This is a genomic window from Negadavirga shengliensis, assembly GCF_042652345.1.
Classification (GTDB): domain Bacteria; phylum Bacteroidota; class Bacteroidia; order Cytophagales; family Cyclobacteriaceae; genus Negadavirga; species Negadavirga shengliensis.
In genome coordinates this window covers 132,612-154,134 of sequence record NZ_JBHSJJ010000005.1, presented here as the reverse complement: position 1 = coordinate 154,134, position 21,523 = coordinate 132,612, and the positions used below count along the sequence as shown (strand labels likewise).

General features: G+C 43.3%; 20 protein-coding genes. 3 read left to right on the top strand and 17 right to left on the bottom strand.

Annotation, left to right across the window (positions count from 1 at the left end; genetic code table 11):
* The first annotated feature begins 80 nt into the window (after window positions 1-80).
* Genes ACFPFU_RS10635 through ACFPFU_RS10625 form a run of 3 tightly spaced genes read left to right on the top strand, consistent with a single transcriptional unit; the run spans window position 81 to window position 3,571 of the window.
* Window positions 81-1,223, top strand: coding sequence for a glycoside hydrolase family 43 protein (locus ACFPFU_RS10635; protein WP_377064289.1), 1,143 nt, complete (start codon window positions 81-83; stop codon window positions 1,221-1,223).
* 40 nt (window positions 1,224-1,263) lie between these two features.
* Window positions 1,264-2,322: a glycoside hydrolase family 43 protein gene (locus ACFPFU_RS10630; protein WP_377064287.1), complete on the top strand. Its 1,059-nt coding sequence runs from the start codon at window positions 1,264-1,266 to the stop codon at window positions 2,320-2,322.
* A 58-nt stretch (window positions 2,323-2,380) separates the two neighbouring features.
* Window positions 2,381-3,571, top strand: a complete 1,191-nt coding sequence (locus tag ACFPFU_RS10625) for a glycoside hydrolase family 18 protein (RefSeq protein ID WP_377064285.1) — start codon at window positions 2,381-2,383, stop codon at window positions 3,569-3,571.
* Between the two features lie 342 nt (window positions 3,572-3,913).
* Here the strand turns inward: ACFPFU_RS10625 and ACFPFU_RS10620 are convergent, their stop codons facing one another.
* From ACFPFU_RS10620 to ACFPFU_RS10540, 17 genes are all read right to left on the bottom strand, one after another.
* Window positions 3,914-7,762 (bottom strand): hypothetical protein, encoded by a 3,849-nt coding sequence (locus ACFPFU_RS10620; protein WP_377064283.1) that lies wholly within the window; start codon window positions 7,760-7,762, stop codon window positions 3,914-3,916.
* 126 nt (window positions 7,763-7,888) lie between these two features.
* On the bottom strand, window positions 7,889-8,356 hold the full coding sequence (locus ACFPFU_RS10615; protein ID WP_377064281.1) for a JAB domain-containing protein: 468 nt from the start codon (window positions 8,354-8,356) through the stop codon (window positions 7,889-7,891).
* A gap of 267 nt (window positions 8,357-8,623) precedes the next feature.
* Window positions 8,624-9,001 (bottom strand): hypothetical protein, encoded by a 378-nt coding sequence (locus tag ACFPFU_RS10610; protein ID WP_377064280.1) that lies wholly within the window; start codon window positions 8,999-9,001, stop codon window positions 8,624-8,626.
* A 51-nt stretch (window positions 9,002-9,052) separates the two neighbouring features.
* Window positions 9,053-10,120 (bottom strand): DUF932 domain-containing protein, encoded by a 1,068-nt coding sequence (locus ACFPFU_RS10605; protein WP_377064278.1) that lies wholly within the window; start codon window positions 10,118-10,120, stop codon window positions 9,053-9,055.
* Window positions 10,121-10,559: 439 nt separating this feature from the next.
* Complete coding sequence (locus ACFPFU_RS10600) at window positions 10,560-10,808, bottom strand: hypothetical protein (protein ID WP_377064276.1); 249 nt, start codon at window positions 10,806-10,808, stop codon at window positions 10,560-10,562.
* Window positions 10,809-10,849: 41 nt separating this feature from the next.
* Window positions 10,850-11,674: a hypothetical protein gene (locus tag ACFPFU_RS10595; RefSeq protein WP_377064274.1), complete on the bottom strand. Its 825-nt coding sequence runs from the start codon at window positions 11,672-11,674 to the stop codon at window positions 10,850-10,852.
* 2 nt (window positions 11,675-11,676) lie between these two features.
* Entirely contained in the window at window positions 11,677-12,543 is an 867-nt protein-coding gene (gene traN, locus ACFPFU_RS10590; RefSeq protein WP_377064272.1) for a conjugative transposon protein TraN, read from the bottom strand.
* 29 nt (window positions 12,544-12,572) lie between these two features.
* Window positions 12,573-13,868, bottom strand: a complete 1,296-nt coding sequence (traM, locus tag ACFPFU_RS10585) for a conjugative transposon protein TraM (protein ID WP_377064270.1) — start codon at window positions 13,866-13,868, stop codon at window positions 12,573-12,575.
* 41 nt (window positions 13,869-13,909) lie between these two features.
* Window positions 13,910-14,170, bottom strand: coding sequence for a hypothetical protein (locus tag ACFPFU_RS10580; protein ID WP_377064268.1), 261 nt, complete (start codon window positions 14,168-14,170; stop codon window positions 13,910-13,912).
* Window positions 14,171-14,177: 7 nt separating this feature from the next.
* The gene (gene traK / locus ACFPFU_RS10575) at window positions 14,178-14,795 is read right to left on the bottom strand and encodes a conjugative transposon protein TraK (protein ID WP_377064266.1); all 618 of its coding nucleotides are present in this window, start codon (window positions 14,793-14,795) and stop codon (window positions 14,178-14,180) included.
* A gap of 19 nt (window positions 14,796-14,814) precedes the next feature.
* Window positions 14,815-15,822: a type IV secretion system protein gene (locus ACFPFU_RS10570; protein ID WP_377064264.1), complete on the bottom strand. Its 1,008-nt coding sequence runs from the start codon at window positions 15,820-15,822 to the stop codon at window positions 14,815-14,817.
* 11 nt (window positions 15,823-15,833) lie between these two features.
* Window positions 15,834-16,457, bottom strand: coding sequence for a TerB family tellurite resistance protein (locus tag ACFPFU_RS10565; RefSeq protein WP_377064262.1), 624 nt, complete (start codon window positions 16,455-16,457; stop codon window positions 15,834-15,836).
* A gap of 17 nt (window positions 16,458-16,474) precedes the next feature.
* A complete protein-coding gene (locus ACFPFU_RS10560) occupies window positions 16,475-17,116 on the bottom strand; it encodes a hypothetical protein (RefSeq protein ID WP_377064260.1) in 642 nt (213 codons plus the stop codon).
* The gene (locus ACFPFU_RS10555; RefSeq protein ID WP_377064258.1) at window positions 17,106-17,783 is read right to left on the bottom strand and encodes a conjugal transfer protein TraI; all 678 of its coding nucleotides are present in this window, start codon (window positions 17,781-17,783) and stop codon (window positions 17,106-17,108) included. Before ACFPFU_RS10555 ends, ACFPFU_RS10560 begins: the two co-directional genes overlap by 11 nt.
* Window positions 17,780-20,281 (bottom strand): TraG family conjugative transposon ATPase, encoded by a 2,502-nt coding sequence (locus ACFPFU_RS10550; RefSeq protein WP_377064256.1) that lies wholly within the window; start codon window positions 20,279-20,281, stop codon window positions 17,780-17,782. Before ACFPFU_RS10550 ends, ACFPFU_RS10555 begins: the two co-directional genes overlap by 4 nt.
* Window positions 20,278-20,595, bottom strand: coding sequence for a DUF4133 domain-containing protein (locus tag ACFPFU_RS10545; protein ID WP_377064254.1), 318 nt, complete (start codon window positions 20,593-20,595; stop codon window positions 20,278-20,280). The genes ACFPFU_RS10550 and ACFPFU_RS10545 overlap by 4 nt, the downstream gene beginning before the upstream one ends.
* Before the next feature lie 77 nt (window positions 20,596-20,672).
* The gene (locus tag ACFPFU_RS10540; RefSeq protein WP_377064252.1) at window positions 20,673-21,500 is read right to left on the bottom strand and encodes a hypothetical protein; all 828 of its coding nucleotides are present in this window, start codon (window positions 21,498-21,500) and stop codon (window positions 20,673-20,675) included.
* Between the last annotated feature and the right edge of the window lie 23 nt (window positions 21,501-21,523).

Here is a 21,523-nt window from a genome sequence, read left to right as displayed (position 1 = left end):
TGCCCCGATAGCCCCGATAGCTATCGGGGGGGGAAAACATGCGAGATTCCATATGACAATTAAGGAACAATTATAAACATATGAAAACAGCATTTGATATTACTGGTTCAAAGAAAATGACGAGCATACCCACAGGGATTATGGCGATATTTTACCTCCTTTTCTGTATGTGCTTCACTGCAGGGCTGAATGGATGCTCTGATCCCAATACCCTCAATGAAAGCGAAGAAAAAACTTTTGTAAACCCGATAGCCGACGGAGCTGACCCATGGGTGATTGAAAAAGACGGCTACTACTATTATTGTGGATCTAAAGGAAATGGCATATATATATCCCGGTCCAAAAAACTTACCGAACACGGCGAAAGGATTACGGTATGGCAAACCCCGGATGAGGGATGGAACCAAAGCAATGTATGGGCACCGGAATTACATTATTTTAACGGACGATGGTATATTTACTATGCTGCCGGTGAAAAACCCGGGAGCCCCTTTATTTCCCAGCGGTCAGGCGTGTTGGAATCCACTTCGGAGGATCCCTTTGGCCCTTATGAGGACAAAGGAATGCTTTATACCGGGGATAATATAAAAGACCCCGCTTCGGTAAAATGGGCGATCGATCTCACACCGTTTGGATGGAACGGGAAGCTTTATGCCATTTGGTCGGGCTGGGAAGAAAACAGGGACACTGACAGAACGCCGCAGCACCTTTATATTGCCGCCATGAGCGACCCTAAAACCATTAGCAGCAACAGAGTGAAAATCTCTTCGCCAGAGGCTTCCTGGGAAACCGGTGGAGAATTGGATTTGAATGAAGGCCCACAAATATTAAAAAACCAGGATCAGGTCTTTATAATTTATTCTACCAGAGAATCCTGGCTAAAAGAATACCGGCTGGGACAGTTGGCTTTAAATGATCCGGGTGCCGATCCCATGCAGCCTGAGAGCTGGAAAAAATCCGGACCGGTATTCCAGGGCACCGATCAGGTTTATGGTGTGGGCCACTGCAGTTTTGCCAAGTCCCCGGATGGGAAAGAAGATTGGCTTCTCTACCACACCAAAAAATCCACGGAGCCAGGATGGGACCGCGATATCCGACTCCAGCCCTTTGGCTGGAAGCCGGATGGTTCTCCTGATTTCGGTACTCCCGTTCCTGCCGGAAAACCCCTCAAAGTGCCCTCCGGCGAAGAAAACTTGCCGGAAGAATCACAGGACCACGGATGATCAAAAAGAGGTTGAGGGTTTGAATTCTATAAAGCACGACATGACGGCAAGAAAGGCCAATCTGCCACTGATAGGGATGATGGTCCTTGGCTTGGTTGCTTGTCAGCAGGGAAGCCACAAGGAAAAAGACAAGGTAAGTGAGTCCACTACATTTACCAATCCTGTCTTTGACGAAGACTTCGCGGATCCTACGCCGGTAAAGGCCGGAGACGGTTATTATTACGTGTATGCAACCAATAGCCAGGTGGATGGCGAAACCATACACATCCAAGTGGCTAAATCAAGTGATCTGGTCAACTGGGAAAGAACCGGGGACGCGTTACCGGAAAAGCCAAACTGGGCAGATAAGGATTTCTGGGCACCCCATGTGCATTATGACCCTGGTGAGCAGCGGTATTACCTCTACTATTCCGGTGAATCCATTGACGGCCAGTATGGCAAATGCTTGGGCGTAGCTACTTCCAATAATCCGGCAGGCCCCTTTAGGGATAAAGGGGAACCGCTGTTGTGCGGTGATGGCTTCATCAACATAGACCCGATGAGCTTTGATGACCCCGTCACCGGAAAGAAATATTTGTACTGGGGGTCCGGATTTGAAGCCATCAAAGTACAGGAACTGTCGGATGACCGCTTAAGTTTTAAGGAGGGGAGTGAACCCATTGATTTGATAAACCCAATAGCGGATGAAAGCCCTGACAACTATCAAAGGCTGGTGGAAGGCGCTTGGGTGGTATACCGAAACGGCTACTATTATCTTTTTTATTCGGGAGACAACTGCTGCGGAGAGCAGGCCCATTATGCCGTTATGGTAGCGAGAGCGGAACACGCCACAGGACCTTTCCAGACCCTCGCCGAAGCAACCGGCAGCGAAAACAGTGTGATCATGGAACGGAGTGGCCGCTGGATTGCTCCGGGCCATAATTCCCTGATCAGGGATGATGCGGGACAGGATTGGATATTTTACCATGCCATAGATTCCCAAAAAGGAAGTGGAGGGAGAATGATGCTGATGGATAAAATCACCTATGAAGACGGCTGGCCGGTTATTGCCAATGGCATGCCTTCAGAAAAAAATATACCAGGACCCGTAATAGAATAAAGGATTTATTTTATTACCCGCGAAATGGTTATATTTATTTTCGAAATAACCTGTACTTATGAAAAAATACGCCCCATTAATCTCAGCACTTTTAGTTGTTTCAATTCACGCCTGTACCACCAGGGCCAGCCTGCCAGAGGATAAGGAACTTAATGTAATGGCTTATTATTATGCGGGATGGAAGCAGCACGATGTCGAAAAACTTCAGCTTGACAAGCTAACCCATATCATTTATTCGTTCACCGAGGTGATTGACAATGAAATGAAATTCAAAAACGACTCTTCCGCCCTCGTGCTGAAGAATCTTCTCGAACAGCGGGAACGTCATCCCCATCTGAAAGTGATGATTGCCTGCGGGGGCTGGGGTGGATCGGGAGGTTTTTCGGACATGGCCAGATCGGAAGAAAACCGCAGGAAATTTGTCGAAAGCGCGGTCCGGTTTTTAGAAGAATACCAATTGGATGGGCTTGATATCGACTGGGAGTATCCGGGCATGAAAGGCATCGGCAATCCTTTTATTCCGGAGGACAAGGAAAATTTTACCGCCCTGATGCGTGAGCTGAGGGAGGGAATGGATAAACTCAACGACAATCTGATTTTGACATTCGCCGTTGCGGGATGGGAAAGGTTTTTTGACCATGTGGAACTGGACAAAGTGATGCCATATGCCGATTATATGAATATCATGTCATACGATCTGGCCGGGGGAGGGGACAGTTACACCTCCCATCATACCAACCTGGGTTGGGTAAAGATGGAGGATATTGAGGGAACCCCGGCTGCGGACAAAATCAGGGAAAGGGGTGATCTGACCAAACCGTTTTCCGCAGAGAAGATCATTGCCTATTGCATGGATAAGGGGATTAAAGCCGAGCAGATCGTTATTGGAGCGGCTTTTTATGGCAAGGGCTGGATAGGTGTCCCTCCCGACAACAACGGCTTGTACCAGCTCAACAAAGGACAGTGGACAGGAATGGGAAGTTATGCAAATCTCAGGCAGAATTTTGAGGATAAAGGCGGATTTGTCAGGTACTGGGATCCGGTAGCCAAAGCCCCTTATTTGTATAATCCTTCCGACAGCATCTTTATTTCCTATGAAGACACGGTTTCGATCCGGCTCAAAACCGATTTTGCCCTCAAAAATGGCCTTGGAGGCATCATGTTTTGGCAGCTAAGGGGCGACACCGATAAAAAAGGCCTTTTGGATGCAATCTACGCGGAGAAAATGAGGGTAATGTCGGGAAAATAGCTGGTCACGGGCTATGCACCTTTTGTTCACTCCGGTGCGGAGAAAATAAAAAAAACCCTTCAAGCTTTTACGCCTGAAGGGCTGTCTCTGTCGGGGTGGCGGGACGACCACCCTATCCTGTAAATCTCTTTTTATCAACTACTTAACAAAACAAGTTCCAAGTAGTTCACCGTTCAGTTCTCATTTTTTTTGAACTGGTTTGAGTGCCGATGAACTTGATAACTTCTTAGACAAATATACGAAAAACACTTATTAAACTGGCATCAAAAATGAACAAATACTCCGTTTCATCCAGAGGAATCAATCACTAATTTGATATCAAAACTGAGTTCTTAGCAGCCATTATAAATATGTTTCTTGATCTCTATTCCTTTCACGTTTTATTTGTTCATCAATATTATCCAAGTTTCCCATAACCCACTCTGAAACTAATTGAATTTCATGATTTTTTATACTTAAAAATAATTCCTTCTGAGCCTCTAGTAGTGGAACCAGTGATCCGGTCCATGAAAATGTTCCCATATTTGAATTTAGGCTTATTAGCACCTCTTTTATATGTCCAAAGTCATCAATAAGTCTTTTAGCGTAAGGATGCCATTCGGTATACTGGTTATTATTTTCAGCATATATTGGAACCAACTCTGCAAGCCTTGCAGGGGCTAATGGCTTTTTAGTACTACACCAATTAAATATCTTTTCTATATCGCCATCGAACAATATACCTACACTTCTCCTGCCGACACCTCCAATACGGGATCCCAGTATACTTTTCAATCCATAAAATTTAACGAAATCATCTTCAATATAAAGTAGTGCATTTGATAAATCAGTCCACACTGATTGGAAATGAATTTTCATAAGTACTTCATAGATTCTTTGGAAATCACTATCTGATGAGAATACCATGTTATCCCTTGAAAATGAATCAATGATTAATTTGTTTATAAAAACAGCAAACTCTGTTTCATCTTTATGGTTTAGTATATCACATATAGTTTGTGACCACCTGTATCCATCAAGCTGGTGTTTTGCTTCTTTGTTGATTCCAATAGTATAAATACATTCTTTAAAAATCGGGATCAATTTATTTTTAATTTCTTCATTATGAAAGCCAAGACTAAAAAACATATCAAATACTAATTCGTATCCCTCTTTCCCGTAAGAAAAAAGTTTTTTGCTAAATTTTTCCAATTCCGAATAGTCAAACTGACTAAGTGAATTGGCATGTGTGAAATATTGAAATCCTGATAACTCACATTTTCCTTTATCTATCAATTCAAATAGCAATTCAAAATATTTCCATCCTTCAGGGTCAGAAGCCAAAAAAGAAAACAAGAGATAATTTAAATCTTCATCCTCTTTCAAGGTATGATAAAACTGACTCTTTTCCTCATCATTTAATTGAGTTGCAAAACCTATAAATGCCGTAATGTTTCTATCTTTAATATTGATTTCTTTTATTACGCTTACCGAATCTTCCAGAAAGCTCATTACTTTTAATTTATCTCCTTCAATCAACTCATAGACCCTCCGCCCAAAATAAAAAGAGAATATCACTTGTCGTGAGAATATTATGGGTAAATTCTCTTCCCATGACAATTCTTGACTAATGAATTCGTCTGCAAGATTAATAACAGCATCTTTGATGCCTTCACTTGAATAATCCTCAGTTTCTAAATAGTACGAATTTGAAATATTGACATACTTTGACTGAAAATCTTTTTTAGTCATTTTGTCAATCAGTAATTCAATTTGTCCGAGTTCCTCGACATTTAGATTTGTTTTTTCATATTTAAATGCTTCTTTTAAGCCTTTTAATCCCTCATCCCAGTCATAGTTCTTGATTTCTGCAACTTCAACTATATACTTTAAAATAATTCTCGCAAATCCTGCATTGGAAATGGAGCGAATACTGTTAGCGATTATGTCACATACCTCGTCTTTGAAGTGTTCTTTAGACTTAATTATAGAAACAAGTTTGAGCAGGATCCTATTCCAATATGTGCTTACTTCTTCCCATGATGGTTGATAATCTAATAATTTCATGGTACCCTGTTGCTCAGCTCCTCCGGTTCTTGAGAAATGACCATAACTCAAACCGGATGCCATTGCTTTGATTGCCAATTCATAATACTTGGGTTCGTTTTTGTCCAACCCCCACTCTATGATTGCCCATCTTTCATCTAAATTTGCTTCAGTCCCCGGGAGCAATATTTTGAATAACTGTATAAATTGTCCAGTAGCGTTATTTGCCCATGTTTCATTTTCAGCGACTGCAAATGAAAACAGGGTTTTAGCACCCGCTAAAAAGGTTCTTCTATCAAAACACAATTTTTCAAGCACCCATACGATGTTACGTCTACCTTCATCAATTTTATACAATTCTTCAGGTGGTAAAGAAAAAATTCTTGTGAAATTTTTAGCCACAGCAATTGGATTCACTTCAACAAATGAGCGGAAGAAGCGTGAACCCAATTCGGTATTTAAAACTTCCGCATTATCGAAAGGGCCATTAGGCCCCGCTATTTTCTCAATTATTTCTTTGGCTTTTTCATTATATCCTAAATATTTCATTTGTTCTGCCATTGCTTCAGAAAGATTTTTTCTATCAGGATTATCAAGTTCAGAGATACTATTGATAACCTGCACCAATCTTTCTGGGGTACATGGTTCTAGCCATTCTTGAGCTAAGTACATTGCCAAAGGGAAAGGTCTCATCCCAATAAGCCTCCCTTTTCTTTCAAAAATTTCTCGCTTTAAATAATGACTACATACTTCATAAAACTTATTAACAACAATCTGATCACCAATCTCTAAACTTGTTATATTATTGTTTTTTGCAATAAACTCAAGTTGGCTTTTTAGTTCGTCTTCATATCCGAAATAGTTGAAAATCGAACATGATCGAAGAATAGTTCTCCAAGTCTCTTCCTCTCCTTTTTTTCCAAGTAACTTATCTAACAAATCTTTATCATCTAACCGTCCGACATACTTTTCTCCCTCTTTCATGCTTTCACTAATTAGGACGGCCATTAAAGGAATCCCTTGTGAAAACTCTTTTATTTTGGAAATAGTATCTTCACCTAATATTGCTAAGTCCTCTTGTAGGATATCATTAACAACTGAGGATAAATCTTCCTTCTTGAAGAGAATATAACTTACCCCGTTAATCCTATCCAATTCAAATTCTTCAGGGTTTGAATCTATTGTAATCAGAGAAAGTGAGTTGTTATCATTGTTTATTAAAGGTAGGAGTCGACGATGCAGTGATTTTGAACAATTATCAATAATGATGACTTTATCCTCTTTATCCTCGGACAGTTTTGAAAGTATTGAGTGATAATTAACTCCCTCATTTACATTACAATCTATATATAAAACTTTGTTTTTCATCGGCACACCATCCACATTTTGTTCTTCTGTCTCTCTGAATGCTTCAAGTACGATTCGAGTTTTACCTAAGCCAGAAAGGCCAAGTAGTCTAATGCTCTTAGTATGTTCATTTATGCCTGATTTAATTTGAGATATAGTATCAACGATTTTATCATTGGTACAAAACGCTTTGGAGGGAGCATTGTAATCTAGCCAACCATTCCATGTTATGAAGGGCAAATACTTTTCTTTCTGATGTCTTAGAACGTGCAGAACAACTTCCTCTACTGCGCTGCAAAATGTGTTAATAAGTTGGTTTTTAACCTTCTCAATATCTTTTGTTCGCTTTGAATAACTGTACTCTATTGGAAAACGGAGATGGCGTAAATCAAAAGGAATATTCTCAGGATTATTATTTGGAGAGCCATAGATATTATTCAAAACACCAATGATCCTTTCATTTCCTAGCGCATTTTTTGCTACACCATGCTCATTGAGTACGTTATTGTTCTGAAAAGGCTTAAATGGATCTCCCATCCACTTTCTAATACCTTTTTTCCAATTAGGAATATGGTTTACTACAGAAAGATCTGCAACAAAAATATCACAGTTTGGTATTCTCAGGTCAGTTATTGTTGAAGCAACTGAAGGAGATCCTGGTTCATCCCGAACTCCCTCAAGTACTTTAAAATTGATACCTTTATAATCTGGTTTTCTATTAAGTTTTTTTGTTGCTTTCTCAAGGCAATTAAGAATAAAATTTTTATTGTACTTCGTTTTTGTTGAAGTTTGCCATGAGTAAAATATTTTTATTTCCATTTTAAAGATATTTATCGTTCAATTTTGACTAGATGTGAAAGTGTAAGTCTCCCATATTTGAATATGCAAAAGACAAATGTAGTATCCATGATCCAATCTAGTTTTTTTATTCGACCAAAAAAAGGGCTATAATAGCCCTTCATCTCTAAAGGAGAAATACCCTTCGCTGGTAACGATCAGGTGGTCTAAAAGTTGAATTTTAAGAATCTCACCTGCTTTTTTTAATTCACGGGTAAGAGTCTTGTCCTGTTCACTTGCCTTAAGTACTCCCGAAGGATGGTTATGGGCTACAATGATGGCGCACGCATTGGCCTTGAGGGCTCCCGCATAGACAACTCTGATATCCACATACGTTCCTGCAATCCCACCGGTAGAAATATCAACAATCCCAATGACATGATTCCCCCGGTTGAGATACATCACTTTGAACTGTTCCACAAATTCAATTTTATCACTATTCCAATTTTCCAAAAGGATAGTGTTTGCATCTTTTGATGAAGCGATTTTGGGTCGTTCAGATGCTTTTACATTGGTTTTGTATACCAATTCTATTTCAGCAACATTTGAGACAATAAGGTTTTTTGAAGTTTCCATAACAATTCGTTTTAAAGATTAGAAATTAATTATGGTACCTCCTCTGGCTTAGGGGAATAGAGCCCAAAAGGAAACGGAATAAGTCCCGGAGGGTGGACAGGCTGAGGAACGAGGCATGGCCATTATGCCGTAGTCTTTTGGAGCGCTCAGCACCCCTAAGCCGATATTTGTACTGGAATTAATGAGAAGAAAAAGAAAAGGTCATTTTGTAGGAATCAGGAACTTGAGACCATCTTAAAACTAAATGTTGCAGATTGTATCTTCAGGTTAGGTAAAGTTGAAAAGCAGGTCTACCGCTTGTTTGAATTTTGGATTTTTGCTTTTTCGTTCTGCATATTTTACCGTGCAATCGACCGAAAAAAATGCCCTGTATCCTTCAAACAGGTGTATGGAGAACAGCTCGCTTTCGCTTGCCAGTCTGTCTCCAAACTGTAGGATTGCCTGTTCTATGGATTTTGACTTATGCCTCCAAAAGGCGAAGGTAAACACGGGGTGATCCCAGCTTTCACTGATCTCTTGCTCCTGTTCTTTGAAGATTTGGCATGTATCATTTATAAAGGTTAAAAGGCCTGGTATTTCGTTTGGAAACAGCTTGTGAAGCAGTTTGGCCTTATCCACGTTTGTCATATTTTCAATTGATTTCATATTCGTTTGTTTTAAAGCCAAAGGGGGATTTCTCCCCCTTTGGCTGTTGGGTTAGTTCATGTGAAATACATCTGAGCCTGATTTGGCAAACCCGTTGCAAAGCCTGAAGGCCTCTTGGGTACGCAGTTTTGCCGTTCCTTCCATGATGGAAACAAACTTTGCTTCCCCGTCTTTGAAGTTGGCCACGTTCTGGAAATACCCACTTACAGCGTTAAAGGCTCCAAACAAGGTTCCTTTGGTTGTATCCAACTGTTGGGTATCATCTGCCATAGCGTATTCAAAAGCGCTTTCACAGGTATTTTTGAAACGGGTGGACAATTCGTCCCATTTTCCCTTTTCCAGTTTTTGCAAGACTTCTTTGGAAGGTACCAATGCCATTTGGATGAGCTTCTTTACTTCGTAGTCTGTGATGCGAACTTTTGCCCAATGATTAAAAATCGCATCCATGCCATTGGCGAATTGGTTGGATATACCCATCAGTTTGTGAGCCTGCTCCAGTCGCTCCTTTGCCGTGGCGGTATGACGGATTTTCACGCAATTCTGCATGTTTTTTAATGCAGCATTGAGGGTGTTGTTGCATACCACACGAATAGGCGTAAAACAAGCTTTGATGCTGCCAAATCCGTCGTGGGAGGCGGTTAGCAAAAGGTACTTCTCGATCAGGTCATCATTGCCGACCCTAATATAACCGGGAAGTTTGGCGGTGATAAATACCCTTTCGCCCTTCCCCAAAGCACCTGCGGTTTCGTAATGGATTCCCTCACCACCACCAACAATGGCATCAAAAAAGGAGAAGATATCCCAGTTTTGTACGACCTCGTACCCTCTCCCTACCACTCCCAACACCTGCTCTGTGTCGGTACGTACCGTGGCATAATACCCCGGAACCTCCAGTTCGGGAATTTTGATGGTAATGTCTTCATCTGCAATTTGGTTTTCGTTGTCATAGGTGAACAAGTGTCTTTTTTCGACTTCATAGTCCAGTCCTGCAAACCGGATGGCATCCGCACTTGTGGGGCAATCTTTTACAATTCGTCCCAACCCGTGCCACGCCCTTTCACGGACACTAAAGAAACTGTGTTTTCCGGTTTTGCTGTTGAAATTGATGTTATGTGACATAAGCAAACAGGATTTTCGCTTGTATGCCGCAGACCTGATACTGCGGTTTTTGTTAATAAAAAATTAAAAAACTGCTACACGGCTTCGCCTTCTGCTAACCGTTAAGCAGCCAAAATGCGGTGCGGTGGGAAAGCGGGCAAGGCTGCCAGAGAAAATACTACCCCGTAAGGGTGTGGAGATTTTCTCTGGCACCCACAGGGCTTGGCCTTGCCGCAGGCGGTGGGGGCATACCTTTGCTGCAACGGTTGGCAGTAGGCTCAAAAAAAGTTGTTTTTACAGTTCTTTCCATTTGCATATCTATAACTGACACCGTTAAGGATTGCAGTGGAAATCCTTCGTGAGAAGATTGGAACGGAAAGCCTGACCTGCCGAGGCAGGTAACGGCCAAAAAAAAAGCCCCAGAAGGGACTTTTTGTTGATTAATAAAATGAAAAGAGGATTATATGCTCTGCCCTTTTTTCGAGGACTTTTTCTTTTTCACGGATGGTTTGTTCCATATTTTTCCGGGAACTTTCTTGCTTTCTTTCTCGGTTTGGGATTTCGCTTGATTGGACTGATCCTTTTTCTTTATTCCTTCAAACAGCGCATCCGCAATATCCTCATCCCTTTGGGTATGATAAAGCAAGGGGTTTAGGTCAGGATCCATCCGGTTCTCTTCCTCCCAGTAATGTTCAAACTGATTTTCCATTAATCAAAGGTTTAAGAATCATTATTGACAATCAATCAGGACTATATGCCTACCCCTTTCTTCTTTGAAGGCTTCTTTTTGACAGAAGACCGTTGGTTAACCTTCGGGGCAGTCTTTTTTTTTGAGCCCTCATCGTTTTTCTTTTCCTGCTTTGCAGGTTCCTGCTTCTGTCCTGTTGACTGCTTTGTCCCCGGATGTTCCATTTTGACTTTCAGGTCGTCTTTGGAAATTCTCTTGCCTGCCTGGTCATAGAAGTTCAGGGTTTTATATTGTGGATTCGCCTCCACATAAATCCTTTCCTTTTTCCCATCCATCTCCATGGCCACACCATGTCTGTTGCCTTTTTGAAGGGATTTTTCCAGCCACTCACCTTGCCTTTCGTCAAGCTTGACAGGAAGCTGTCCGATCAGGTCTTTTAGGTTGTAACCATAATTTTCATGGTACTGATTGACGGTGTAGTTATTATTCTTGTCCTTTTCCTTCAGGTCGAGTTGGAGCCATGCCTGATAGGAATGCCCCTCTTTATTGAACAAGGTTTTGTTGACCGCCCGCCCTTGCAGGAGGTTGAATGCTTCCTTAGCGGAAATATTCTGGTTTTGGTAAAACGTGTGGTTTACGGCAGCCCCGTTTTCCATTGTGGGATTCAACGTCACATCCGTTTTGTTGAAGAAGTACATTTCGGACGTATCGGACTTGTTGAAATGAAGGTTGAAATCCACTTTGCTGCCTTCAATTTCCATTGTCCGCTGCAACTGGAATTCTTTAAGCCCCTTTTCTATCTGCTTTTCCATTTCCTGTATTAGTTCGGGGTCAAAGCCTGAATATTTGAGCTTGTCTTTGAGAAATTCGAGATTCTTTTGTTCCATGATTATTGGGATTTTGATTGATACTCACTTACGGGCAAGGCTTTTAACAGGTGCTTGCCTTTGACGGACAGGGTCAGGTTCCTGTCCCCGTTCCGTTCAAATACCTGCATTATGAATCTTTTGCTGTCTGCAATGGTGAACTTTTCGAATGCAAGGACGATGGTATTGTTGTCCTTACCGGATACACCTTTTGTAAGTCCGGGATAACCGAATACCGGCACCATCTCCAATTCCCTTACCGCTGTTCTTTTGGTTTGTTTTGCATCCCGAATAAAGAAGCGCCACTGTTCGGTATTGAAGTCTATGCCTGAACTGTTGGAAATGAAAAGCTGAAAAAACATAACATCTTCGTGGATATATATCCCCTGAAGGGTGAGCTTCATGCGGCTGTTTTTGTCCCGTTTTCTCATGAAAGGGTTTTTTTCAGCTACTTTTTCAGCCATCTGCTCAACCTGCGCTTCGTTGAGAGAGATTTGGTCAAACAACATGGCTGTGGTCTCATGATGGTTCTGCAAGCCCATATCAATAACAGGGTTTGGAATCTGGTCACTGTAATTGACGGTAAAGTGATAAAGCTTACCATCAGCGGTGATCACGTTGAGGTTGCTTTCAGAGAAACCCTTTGCCGCCGCTTTTACCTTCAGCACATTTTGGGCTTTTTCGTCTTTTTGTGCCAGTATGTGACGACTTCCCCTGTCGGCACTTTGCACCGGGGAAGGGAAAATCAATACCGTTGTCTTTTCCCATCCTATGTTGAGTTGGTATGGCGTTATCAGTGCCTGATGAAAAAAAGACTGGCTTTGTGCTGATAAGGATAATGCGGATACAAGAGCTATCAGCAGTACGGAGAGAATGGTTTTTTTATTCATGGTCTTTTGATTAAGAGTTTTGGAGATTATTAATAGCGTTGGTTTTGGTCAACGAGAAGGACTGGATGGGTATCTTTTACCGTTACCCTTATAAGTTTGGCTTTTTTGCTGAAAAGCCCTTTGGCAGCCTCAATGCCTGCATTGGCGGCCTGAGCTTCGAGTGAAGGGTTGAAAGCCATAAACTGCGCTCCCTGTATGGCACTGGCGGTACCTTCCTTCACCGATTCTCGGGTAATCGCTCCCGGAATTCTTACCCCGGGTATGGCATCCAGATCGTAGACTGAAAGGCTTACCGGGAAGATTACCTCTCCGTGGCGTATGCCTTCAACCTCGACCTCCAACCTTTCCCCCTGAATGCCGCATGTGCCGAACACAAAGCTGCCGGAGGGTATCCGGGTTCCGTTGATATACACATCCCTAGTCAGGCGCATCTTTATCGTGGCGCCTGCTGTAAGTGTCTGCTCTCCGTGGATGACAGCAGGAACCGCAAAAATGTTATTCTCATCGGGGGTGGGTTCGTCTTCAAGACTATAAAAACCATTGGTCTGTGTTTTTTGGGTAAAAAGAGGGACTAATCCGTCCTCTTCCTTTTCATAATCGATGGTTTCCCGGCTTTTTTTGGGAATGCCTTGTGACTGCTTTGGTTTGCCATCGGCATGAATGGGAAATACCTTACCTTTGTTTTCAAGGGATTTTTCCCTAAGCCTATCCTTCACCCTTTCGGGATGCTGAACGTCCAAAATCTTTTCAAGCATGGCTTCAATCTGCATCATTTCCGGGTCTTCGGTATTGGGTGTTGACATGGTTTTCATCATGTTCTCCAACCTGTCAATGTCCCCGCTTAATTCAATCGGCACTTCCCTTTTCCTCTCTGTTTGCATACTGTGGGAAGGGATAGGGTCGGGTTGTTCCAACACCGCCTGAAGTTCATCCAATTGTTGCCTGATCTTTATCTCCTGCTCCTTCATCGGTGTGGTTTCAATGATGGTAGATTCCGAATGGTCTGACATTTCCAAATCCCGGCTTTCCTTTTCTTTTATTTGAAAGAAATCGGCATAAGGATCTTGGTTGTATTGTTTTCTCTTTTCGCTGGAATCCTTTTTCGCCTTTTCATAAATGGAAAGCTTGTCCATCGGCTTTTCTTCAATGTCCGGTGTGGGAAGTGTCCCAATAAGACCTGTGTTTTCTTCGATGTATTCCACAGTAGGATTTCCTCCTCCCAATGCCCAGAAGGTGGTTACAAGGAAAGGGAGTGCAAACAACGGGAGTACCAATAGAAACTTACGGTGTCGTTTAAATTTTTCGCTTTGGGGTTGTGTTTTCATGATATTTGAGGATTTGATTGATTGTTTAATAAGCTGGATTCTTATAGAATACCCATCGGGTTGATGGGTAACAAAACCCTGATGGGACTGCCTCCAAGTGCTCCAAACGCCCTGAGTAAGATGCAAAGCAGGCAGCCCGTGACCAGCAGGATGTAAAGGATCAGTAGCAGTTTCTTCTCTTTTACATTTAATCCGGCTTCTTTTTTTTGGAGGTAGGTCGTTATTCTTTTCTCAGTTTGTTTCCAAGGTGCCATCATCCTTGCAAAGAGGTCAGCCCATGGTATGATTGCTTTGTTTTTCATATTACAGTTACCGTTTGTTGATGTCTATATCCCGGTTTTCGATGACCTTCCATTTTTCGATCAGAAAACCGTGCGGATTGAAATCGGAGCGGTTGACATTTCTCAACCTGCCTTCCGTAATCAGCTTCCTTGTGACCACACTGGTTGACCGGATGATCTTCTGCGTGCCGTAATAGCGGAAAGAATAGGGATGGCTTTCCGTGCTGATCTTGATGCTGTCCATCTTTATGGTCTGGCTGACATTGCCAGATATTATTCCGGTGAAGTAGCCTCCTTCCTTCAGGTCACTGAATTGATTGGCAGCCGAGTTGTCAGCCAGACCGAGCGCCTGATTGATGTGACTTTCAATCACTTTCTCGTCCGGGTCAAGGGTGAAGAAATAATGGTGGAACATCTTCACGTGATCACGGGCTTCTACGGGAATGTTGTCTTTCCTTTCTGCCGAAAATGCCTCCAACGCCTTGTCATTGGCAAGAAGGTAAATCCGTTCCTGAGCCGTCAATACCATTTTAAAAGCCTGATATACGGTAAAACAGCAGATTCCGGCACAGGCAATGACCAGTACAAGAGAGAAGGTTTTAATGTGCCTGAATGCGGTGTCAATATTTTTGAGTTGTCTAAACATTTTTGCTTTGATGGTTATCTTACTTCATCATTCCTACTGCTGCGGAAGCCCCGGCACCTGCCGCACTTCCGGCCATTTTACTGGCTTTGTGCAGAATGCCGTCCCTGCTTCCTCCGCTGATGATGTAATTGGAAATGTTTGGTATGGTGGTATAGCCTATAATGGCGAGCAACATGAAAACCGAATAGGCCAGGCCGCTAAAGAAGTCTTGGGAAATCAGCGCCATGTTCTCGACGATCTTTGAGATGATGGCTCCAAAAATGTTGGCAATGGGGAGCCAGAGGTATACGTTAACATACTTGGCTATCCAGTTGGAAAGAATGTGCTGAAAGCCTTCGAACACAGAAAGTCCCAATACAATCGGCCCAAGGATCGTTAATATGATAAGATGAAAAGTCCTGATGGTATTGATACACAGGGCAGCGGATACGTAGAGCAGTTCCAACAGCCACCGGATGGCTGACAATGCCATGTTTTTCATTCCCACATAGAGAATTCTTCCACCCCAAGTGCCGCCGGAAAGGTTTTCATTGGCTTCCTGTTCTTCATACTGGTCAAGTTCAGGTTGATTTGCATGAGGCTGGTTTTCTATCGCCCAACGTGTATCCTCTTTTTGTTTATCAATATGCCACATGATAGCGTCGTTGCTATTGACTACCATGTTTTCGGTACCCCTGACCAATGGATTGAGCACTCCGTTCATCAATGCCATTACGGAAGGGAAAAGCAATATTGCCATACCGATCGCAAATGGCCGCAGCAGGGGATACACGTCAATGGGTTCTGCATTGGCAAGGTGTCGCCACACCCTTTGGGAGATAAACAACAGTGCGGCAAAACCCGCTATCACCCTACCCACTCCGATAAGCTGGCTTGCCAGAGGTATCATGTCGTCGTAGAGCCTTTGCAGTATTCCATGGAGCTGTCTAACGCTTCCTGTCAATCCCTGGGCTGATGCCTGTTCGGGGACAATCAACAGCAGCATAAGGGCAATTGCCGTAAGGCACATGGTTTTTCTTTTGTCCATCTGGTATTAAATTAAAGTCCGTATATCAATTTGAGTAGTTCGTGGTTGTCGCTGTCGTGCTTGCGAAGGTTTTGCAGGGCAGCCGTCTGTTTGTTGAACCCCCTGAGAAAGCTGAGCTTTTCGGTCATATCCTCATAAATCCGGTCAATTGATTTTAACCGTTCTGCATCGTTCATCCTTACCTGTCCGGCGGTAACGATCATGGTCAGCTCTTGGAGGTTTTGCAGACTCCGGGAAAAGAGTTGGCTGTATATTCTTCCGATGTAATTGATCTCTGCGGGGGTAAACTGCCCTCCCGACACAAAGACGTTATAAGCCCTACTGTATTCAGAGAGTATGGCCTGCTGTTGGGAGATGATATCAACTACCCGTTGGTATCTTCTTACGGAGGGACTGACAGCCATAAGGCCATCCAAAAATGTCTGGTGCAAACTAAAATTACCCTGGCTGATATCCTTTACGGCATTGTAACCGTTGGTTAGAATCGTGTATCCATCGTACATATTTTCCAAAATATTTTTCAGGGTGGCGAGTTTTTCGACATTGAGCAGAAGTTGTGCAGTTTCTTGCTCTTGTGCCTTTACCGGTTGGTAAAGGCAAAATACCATCAGGCATATCATCAGTATTTTTCTCATTGTTTGTTGTTTTTGGGTTAGTATAATTCTTCCAGAAACTGAATGGCATTCCGGTCATGCCTTCTCGATACCATCAGGGATTTTATCTGGTTGTTGAAGCGTTTGAAGAGAAGGTAGTTTTTCAGATAGTCTCTGTAGAGGTGGTCAATTCGTTCTATTCTTTCCGCATCGGTCATTTGCAGATTCCTATTGGACATTACATCCTGAAACTCCATCGACAGATTCCCCGCTTTTCTGGATACCTGTCGGTGTATATCCGAGATATAGCTTGATTCAGGTACTGTAAGGCCGGAATTGTTGGCCATGAAGACACTGATGGTCTGCCATTCTTTCAAAAACCGGTGTTGCATTCCGACAAAGTCCTCAACCCGCTGATGGTTTCTGACTTCGGGACTGACGGCATCCAGACTAAAAATATAACTTTGGTGGTCGTTGAACTCGCCGGATTTGAATCCGTGTATCGACCCCAGTCCGTTTTGCATAATGTCGTAACCTTTCTTTGATTGGGACAATATGAGTCTGTAGGCCACGACCTGTTCAACCAGATATTTGATCTGTGTTTCTTTTTGCTTAAACCATTCATCAAATTTCTGGGCGTGGGAAGACATTGAAGTTGCCAGCAATAGAACCACGGTGAGGGGAAGTATTTTAAAGCCCATAGATTTCCTGTATGATGTTGATGTTTTTAAGGTTTCCCCCTCTTTGGCTGTCCAGACCAATATTTTGGCGGTTGAATCTTCTTAGATCAGCCAGATTGTTACGGACATCCCGGTCAACCCGGTGAATGAGTTCCAGTCTTTCCGCATCGCTCATCTGTGTCCTGAATGAGCTGGCCACGATGTAAATCTGCTCCATGTTGTTGAGACTGGATTCAAGGATTTTAGTGTAGACATTTTCCATATACCGTATTTCCCCGATAGAGAAATACTGACTTTGACGCAGGAGATTCCATACTGTCTGGTATTCGTTTATCAACAAAGTCTGATTCCGGGCAATGTCACGGATACGCTGGTATTGGGTGATGATATTCTTGACCTTCCAGAGTTCATCGTAATAGTCCCCAAACAACTCTCTTTGTTTTTCTGTCCACTCGGAGATTTCATCCAGTTTGAGTTTGGAAAGTACATTCTCAATGGTTTTCTGTGTATTTTGTAACCAGATGGTATTGAGTTGAAGGCGTTGGATTTTCAAGTCCACCGCCTTAATTACCTTGATTATACCCTGCCTGATGATTTCTGCAATTACAGGATCAGCTTTGGCTTGTTGTGGAGATACGGTCATTGTCAGCAGCAATGCCAGCAATAGTGATTTTAGCTTTCTTTTCATGGGTTCGGATTTTTGGTTTTGCGCATATCGGAAGCCAGGGCTTTTATTGCGGCTTTCATGTCACCGCCAAACTTTTGGGTATATTCCTGGACTTTTACCTTTTCGCTTTCCTCAGTGGTGTAGGCCAGATATTCCTCAAGGGAAACCTCCGTGCGGTACACTTTGGACAGCTGCCCTCCAAGACCGATGAACACCTCTTTGTACATCCGTTCGGGGTCATTGGCCTTGTTGATGGACAGGATCAGGGATTTTTCCTTTTCAGTAAGCCCCAACAGTTCCTGTATTTGGTCGAACTTGTTTTGATATTTGCTCTGATCAAGGAGGATCTTGCAGTCGGAGTTGTTGATGATGGCCTGTTTGACCACAGGTGAGGAAATGATGTCCTCTACTTCCTGAGTGACTACGATGGCCTCACCGAAGAATTTCCGAACGGTCTTAAAAAGGTATTTGATGTATTCGGCCATTCCCTCTTTGGCGATGGCTTTCCACGCCTCTTCAATCAGGATCATCTTTCGGATGCCTTTGAGTTTTCTCATTTTAGAAATAAAAATCTCCATAATGATGATGGTGACAACCGGAAAAAGTATGGGATGATCCTTGATGTTATCGAGTTCAAAGACGATAAAGCGCTGTTGCAACAGGTTAAGGTTTTTGCGGGCATTCAGCAGGTAATCAAATTCCCCTCCCTTATAGTATGGCCTCAGGACATACAGGAAATTCTCCACGTCAAAGTCTTTGTCTTTTACCCTGTCCTTTTTGAGGGTTTCGGTAAATTCGTTTTGCAGGTATTCATAGAAGCTGTCAAAGCAGGGGAAAATGTCCGGGTGTTTTTCAAGCTTTTGATAATAGCCCGTCAGTGCATTGGAAAGGGCAACGTACTCGGAACGCTTGAACACTTCATCGTCTTTTTTCCAAAGAGCCAACAATAATGTTTTCAGGCTTTCCTTCTTTTCAGTATCCAAAACGGCACCATCTTCCAAATAAAATGGGTTGAAACGGATGGGGTTGTTTTCTTCATAAGTAAAATAGTAGCCATTTACCAGATCACACAGTCCCCGGTAGGAGTGTCCCACATCAACGAGAACAATATGGGTGCCTTGCTCATAGTAACTGCGTACCATGTGGTTGGTGAAAAATGATTTGCCGCTACCGGATGGCCCCAATATGAATTTGTTCCTATTGGTAATGAAACCCCTCTTCATGGGTTCATCGGATATGTCCACATGGACAGGTGTTCCATTCAACCTTTCGCCCAGCCTTATCCCTACCGGACTTAGGGATGAACGATAGGCAGTTTCCGCATTGAAGAGACAGGCTGCCTGCTCTATAAAGGTGTCAAAAGTGTCGTTGACAGGGATGTCCCCTGAGTTGCCCGGTATTCCTGCCCAAAAAAGCTGTGGCGCTCCACGGGTTTCGAGTTTGGGTACCGCATCAATCCTTGCCAGTGACGAGGACACCATGTTTCTAAGGTCTTTCAGGTTATCCCTTTCGTCTGTCCATACCAGTATGTTGAAGTGTGCTTTTACGGGCATCCTCTGCTGGCTAATTGCTTCGTTGAGGAAGTCCGATACAGCTTCCCGGGCGATGGCGTTTTCCCTGCTGTATGCTGACAGGGATTGTAACCTGAGCCGCTTGCTTTCAAGCTGTTTGAGGGTGAGTGCAGCATCGTCCACGATGACATACTGGTTGTAGATATGGTTGCAGGGAAGCAGATACCCCAAAGGCGATGCAAATGCGGTGGAGAAGCGTGTGCGGTCTGTGGAGTAACCTTCGTAGCCCGTGGAAGGACTGCAAGAGGATGGAAGGTCTTCAACGTCGGCCAAGGAAAACATCTGGCAATGGTTCTCGCCGATCTTCCATTCGGGTCTGAAAACGATGTCCTGTAATTCCGGAGCGTTGTCCTTCTCCAACAAATAGCAATACCTTTCGAGCAGTCCCGTATTGGATGCTGTTCCGGCCAGTTGTCCGGCATCCAGCGGGTTCAGGCTGACCATGCCGCAATCGGTAAGTATTCTTTTGAACTGGCCAATGGCATTGTCCAGTTCTTGATGTATTTGTTCGTTAAGGGTGTCTTCCGGTACGATACCCTTTCCAAAAAGGTTGGATACCGCCGATGTGGAAAGCTTGTGCCCGGGATGCCGTTGTGTGATATAGAGGTAGCATTCGTGTTCCAAAAACGGTCGCTCGTGGAAGAACCTATCGCTTGATGCGGACAGGAAAGATTTGTCGCCGTGCGAAAAGTCTGCTTTGAAACCCGTCTGAACAAACCAGTCCTGTTTGTGGAGAACGGAGTATTTTGGCAATACCTTGATGGCCTTTACCCAGGCCAGATGCAGGGTTTGGTAATCTTTCTCCGAAAGGGTGAATATTTCGGGAAGCTCCACCCTGAAAGCCGAGGTAATGTCGCCCTGTCTGGACAGCAGCAGGTCATTTTCGATCTTCCAGACCGGAAGAACCTTCTCCATATCCACGATTCTGTAGTGTGCGTTGTGTGTCATTGTTTTTTCCTTAGTCTGTAAAATGGCTTTCTGCTTCGTGATACCACTGCACCCGGGACATTCCTGAAGGCCATTTCTTTGAGCAGTCCGTGTCGTCCGTATTTTTTGCTCATGGAAAATATCTTGGTAAAAAGCAGGAAGCCTCCGCCTATGATGAGTGGAAAGAGCAGCAACAGAGGGAAACCGATAAGGTAAAGCACTGCAAAAGCGATCAGCAGCACCACCAATCCCACCCCCATATAGGCGATGTATTGGGCTTTGAAGCCTTTCAGTTCGATGGGCTTGTTGATTCCTTTGTTGATCTGGTATTCCATTGTGTGTTTTGATTTGTTTTCCCTTTTTTACCGGGACAGGTTTTATCTTCTCTTAATGGTAAGTGTCTCTTTGTCAATTATCCCATCCCTCTTCCTTTTCGTTTGTGAGGGGGTCGTCTTTTTTGTTGTTTTTCTTTTCTTCTTCCGGCCTGGTTTTCCCTGATCAGCTTTGGAACAAGTGTGTCCTGCCAGTCAATTACCCTTGCTGCAAAATGCCCTCTGATGGGTGTTTCTTTCAGACACATCTGCATTTCCAACCCATGCTGGCGAGCATAGCCAACCGGGTCTAATTGTTGTGCGCATGGAAATTCAATCAAATAAACCCCCTTGGGTATGGAGGTAATATTCCCAAAGTCCAGTTCATGGAATTCATGGGTTTGGGGGTTATAGGGGATTTGATAGGTTTTGCCGTCATCTGACAAATGGTGCTCTATTTCAGAAAAATTGATTCCCAATGTCGAGAAATCATCTTTGGGACGCAGACAATCCATAGGAATATCCACATAAAAAGTATGTCCCATGATGTCAACGGTGTTAAGTCTTCCTGATAACCGTTCGGCAAGTACCTTTTGGTTAACCATGACCTCATAATCACTCTTGTCCTTTATGTCCTGAACCCGATAACCATATTTCTGAGCCATTCCCTCTGGATCAAGCTTTGTCAATGGAGGGATCGTTATATCTAAAGTATCCTTTTCGGGTGTCCAACTCATGGCAAGATTTCTTGTATTCCTGTCAAATTCAAAAGCATATTCGTTTGCCCCATCATGTAGATCAAAGATGGATATGACATTTTCGGGATTTGCCTTTTCACGCAGTTCGTTTTTTTCTACATCCACCAAGAAGGCAGTTCCGTCAATTTTGGTGGTCGGTAATTTCCTTTCCTTGTTATTTTGCGTTTTCATCTGTATGCGTTTTGTCTCCACAA

Coding starts and splice junctions, on each gene's coding strand:
- ACFPFU_RS10550 (WP_377064256.1), bottom strand. CDS start 20,281: ATGACACACAACGCACACTACAGAATCGTGGATATGGAGAAGGTTCTT.
- traN (WP_377064272.1), bottom strand. CDS start 12,543: ATGAATAAAAAAACCATTCTCTCCGTACTGCTGATAGCTCTTGTATCC.
- ACFPFU_RS10545 (WP_377064254.1), bottom strand. CDS start 20,595: ATGGAATACCAGATCAACAAAGGAATCAACAAGCCCATCGAACTGAAA.
- ACFPFU_RS10595 (WP_377064274.1), bottom strand. CDS start 11,674: ATGGAACAAAAGAATCTCGAATTTCTCAAAGACAAGCTCAAATATTCA.
- ACFPFU_RS10630 (WP_377064287.1), top strand. CDS start 1,264: ATGACGGCAAGAAAGGCCAATCTGCCACTGATAGGGATGATGGTCCTT.
- ACFPFU_RS10635 (WP_377064289.1), top strand. CDS start 81: ATGAAAACAGCATTTGATATTACTGGTTCAAAGAAAATGACGAGCATA.
- ACFPFU_RS10560 (WP_377064260.1), bottom strand. CDS start 17,116: ATGGGCTTTAAAATACTTCCCCTCACCGTGGTTCTATTGCTGGCAACT.
- ACFPFU_RS10555 (WP_377064258.1), bottom strand. CDS start 17,783: ATGAAAAGAAAGCTAAAATCACTATTGCTGGCATTGCTGCTGACAATG.
- traK (WP_377064266.1), bottom strand. CDS start 14,795: ATGTTTAGACAACTCAAAAATATTGACACCGCATTCAGGCACATTAAA.
- ACFPFU_RS10570 (WP_377064264.1), bottom strand. CDS start 15,822: ATGGACAAAAGAAAAACCATGTGCCTTACGGCAATTGCCCTTATGCTG.
- ACFPFU_RS10620 (WP_377064283.1), bottom strand. CDS start 7,762: ATGGAAATAAAAATATTTTACTCATGGCAAACTTCAACAAAAACGAAG.
- ACFPFU_RS10600 (WP_377064276.1), bottom strand. CDS start 10,808: ATGGAAAATCAGTTTGAACATTACTGGGAGGAAGAGAACCGGATGGAT.
- traM (WP_377064270.1), bottom strand. CDS start 13,868: ATGAAAACACAACCCCAAAGCGAAAAATTTAAACGACACCGTAAGTTT.
- ACFPFU_RS10625 (WP_377064285.1), top strand. CDS start 2,381: ATGAAAAAATACGCCCCATTAATCTCAGCACTTTTAGTTGTTTCAATT.
- ACFPFU_RS10615 (WP_377064281.1), bottom strand. CDS start 8,356: ATGGAAACTTCAAAAAACCTTATTGTCTCAAATGTTGCTGAAATAGAA.
- ACFPFU_RS10580 (WP_377064268.1), bottom strand. CDS start 14,170: ATGAAAAACAAAGCAATCATACCATGGGCTGACCTCTTTGCAAGGATG.
- ACFPFU_RS10610 (WP_377064280.1), bottom strand. CDS start 9,001: ATGAAATCAATTGAAAATATGACAAACGTGGATAAGGCCAAACTGCTT.
- ACFPFU_RS10565 (WP_377064262.1), bottom strand. CDS start 16,457: ATGAGAAAAATACTGATGATATGCCTGATGGTATTTTGCCTTTACCAA.
- ACFPFU_RS10605 (WP_377064278.1), bottom strand. CDS start 10,120: ATGTCACATAACATCAATTTCAACAGCAAAACCGGAAAACACAGTTTC.
- ACFPFU_RS10540 (WP_377064252.1), bottom strand. CDS start 21,500: ATGAAAACGCAAAATAACAAGGAAAGGAAATTACCGACCACCAAAATT.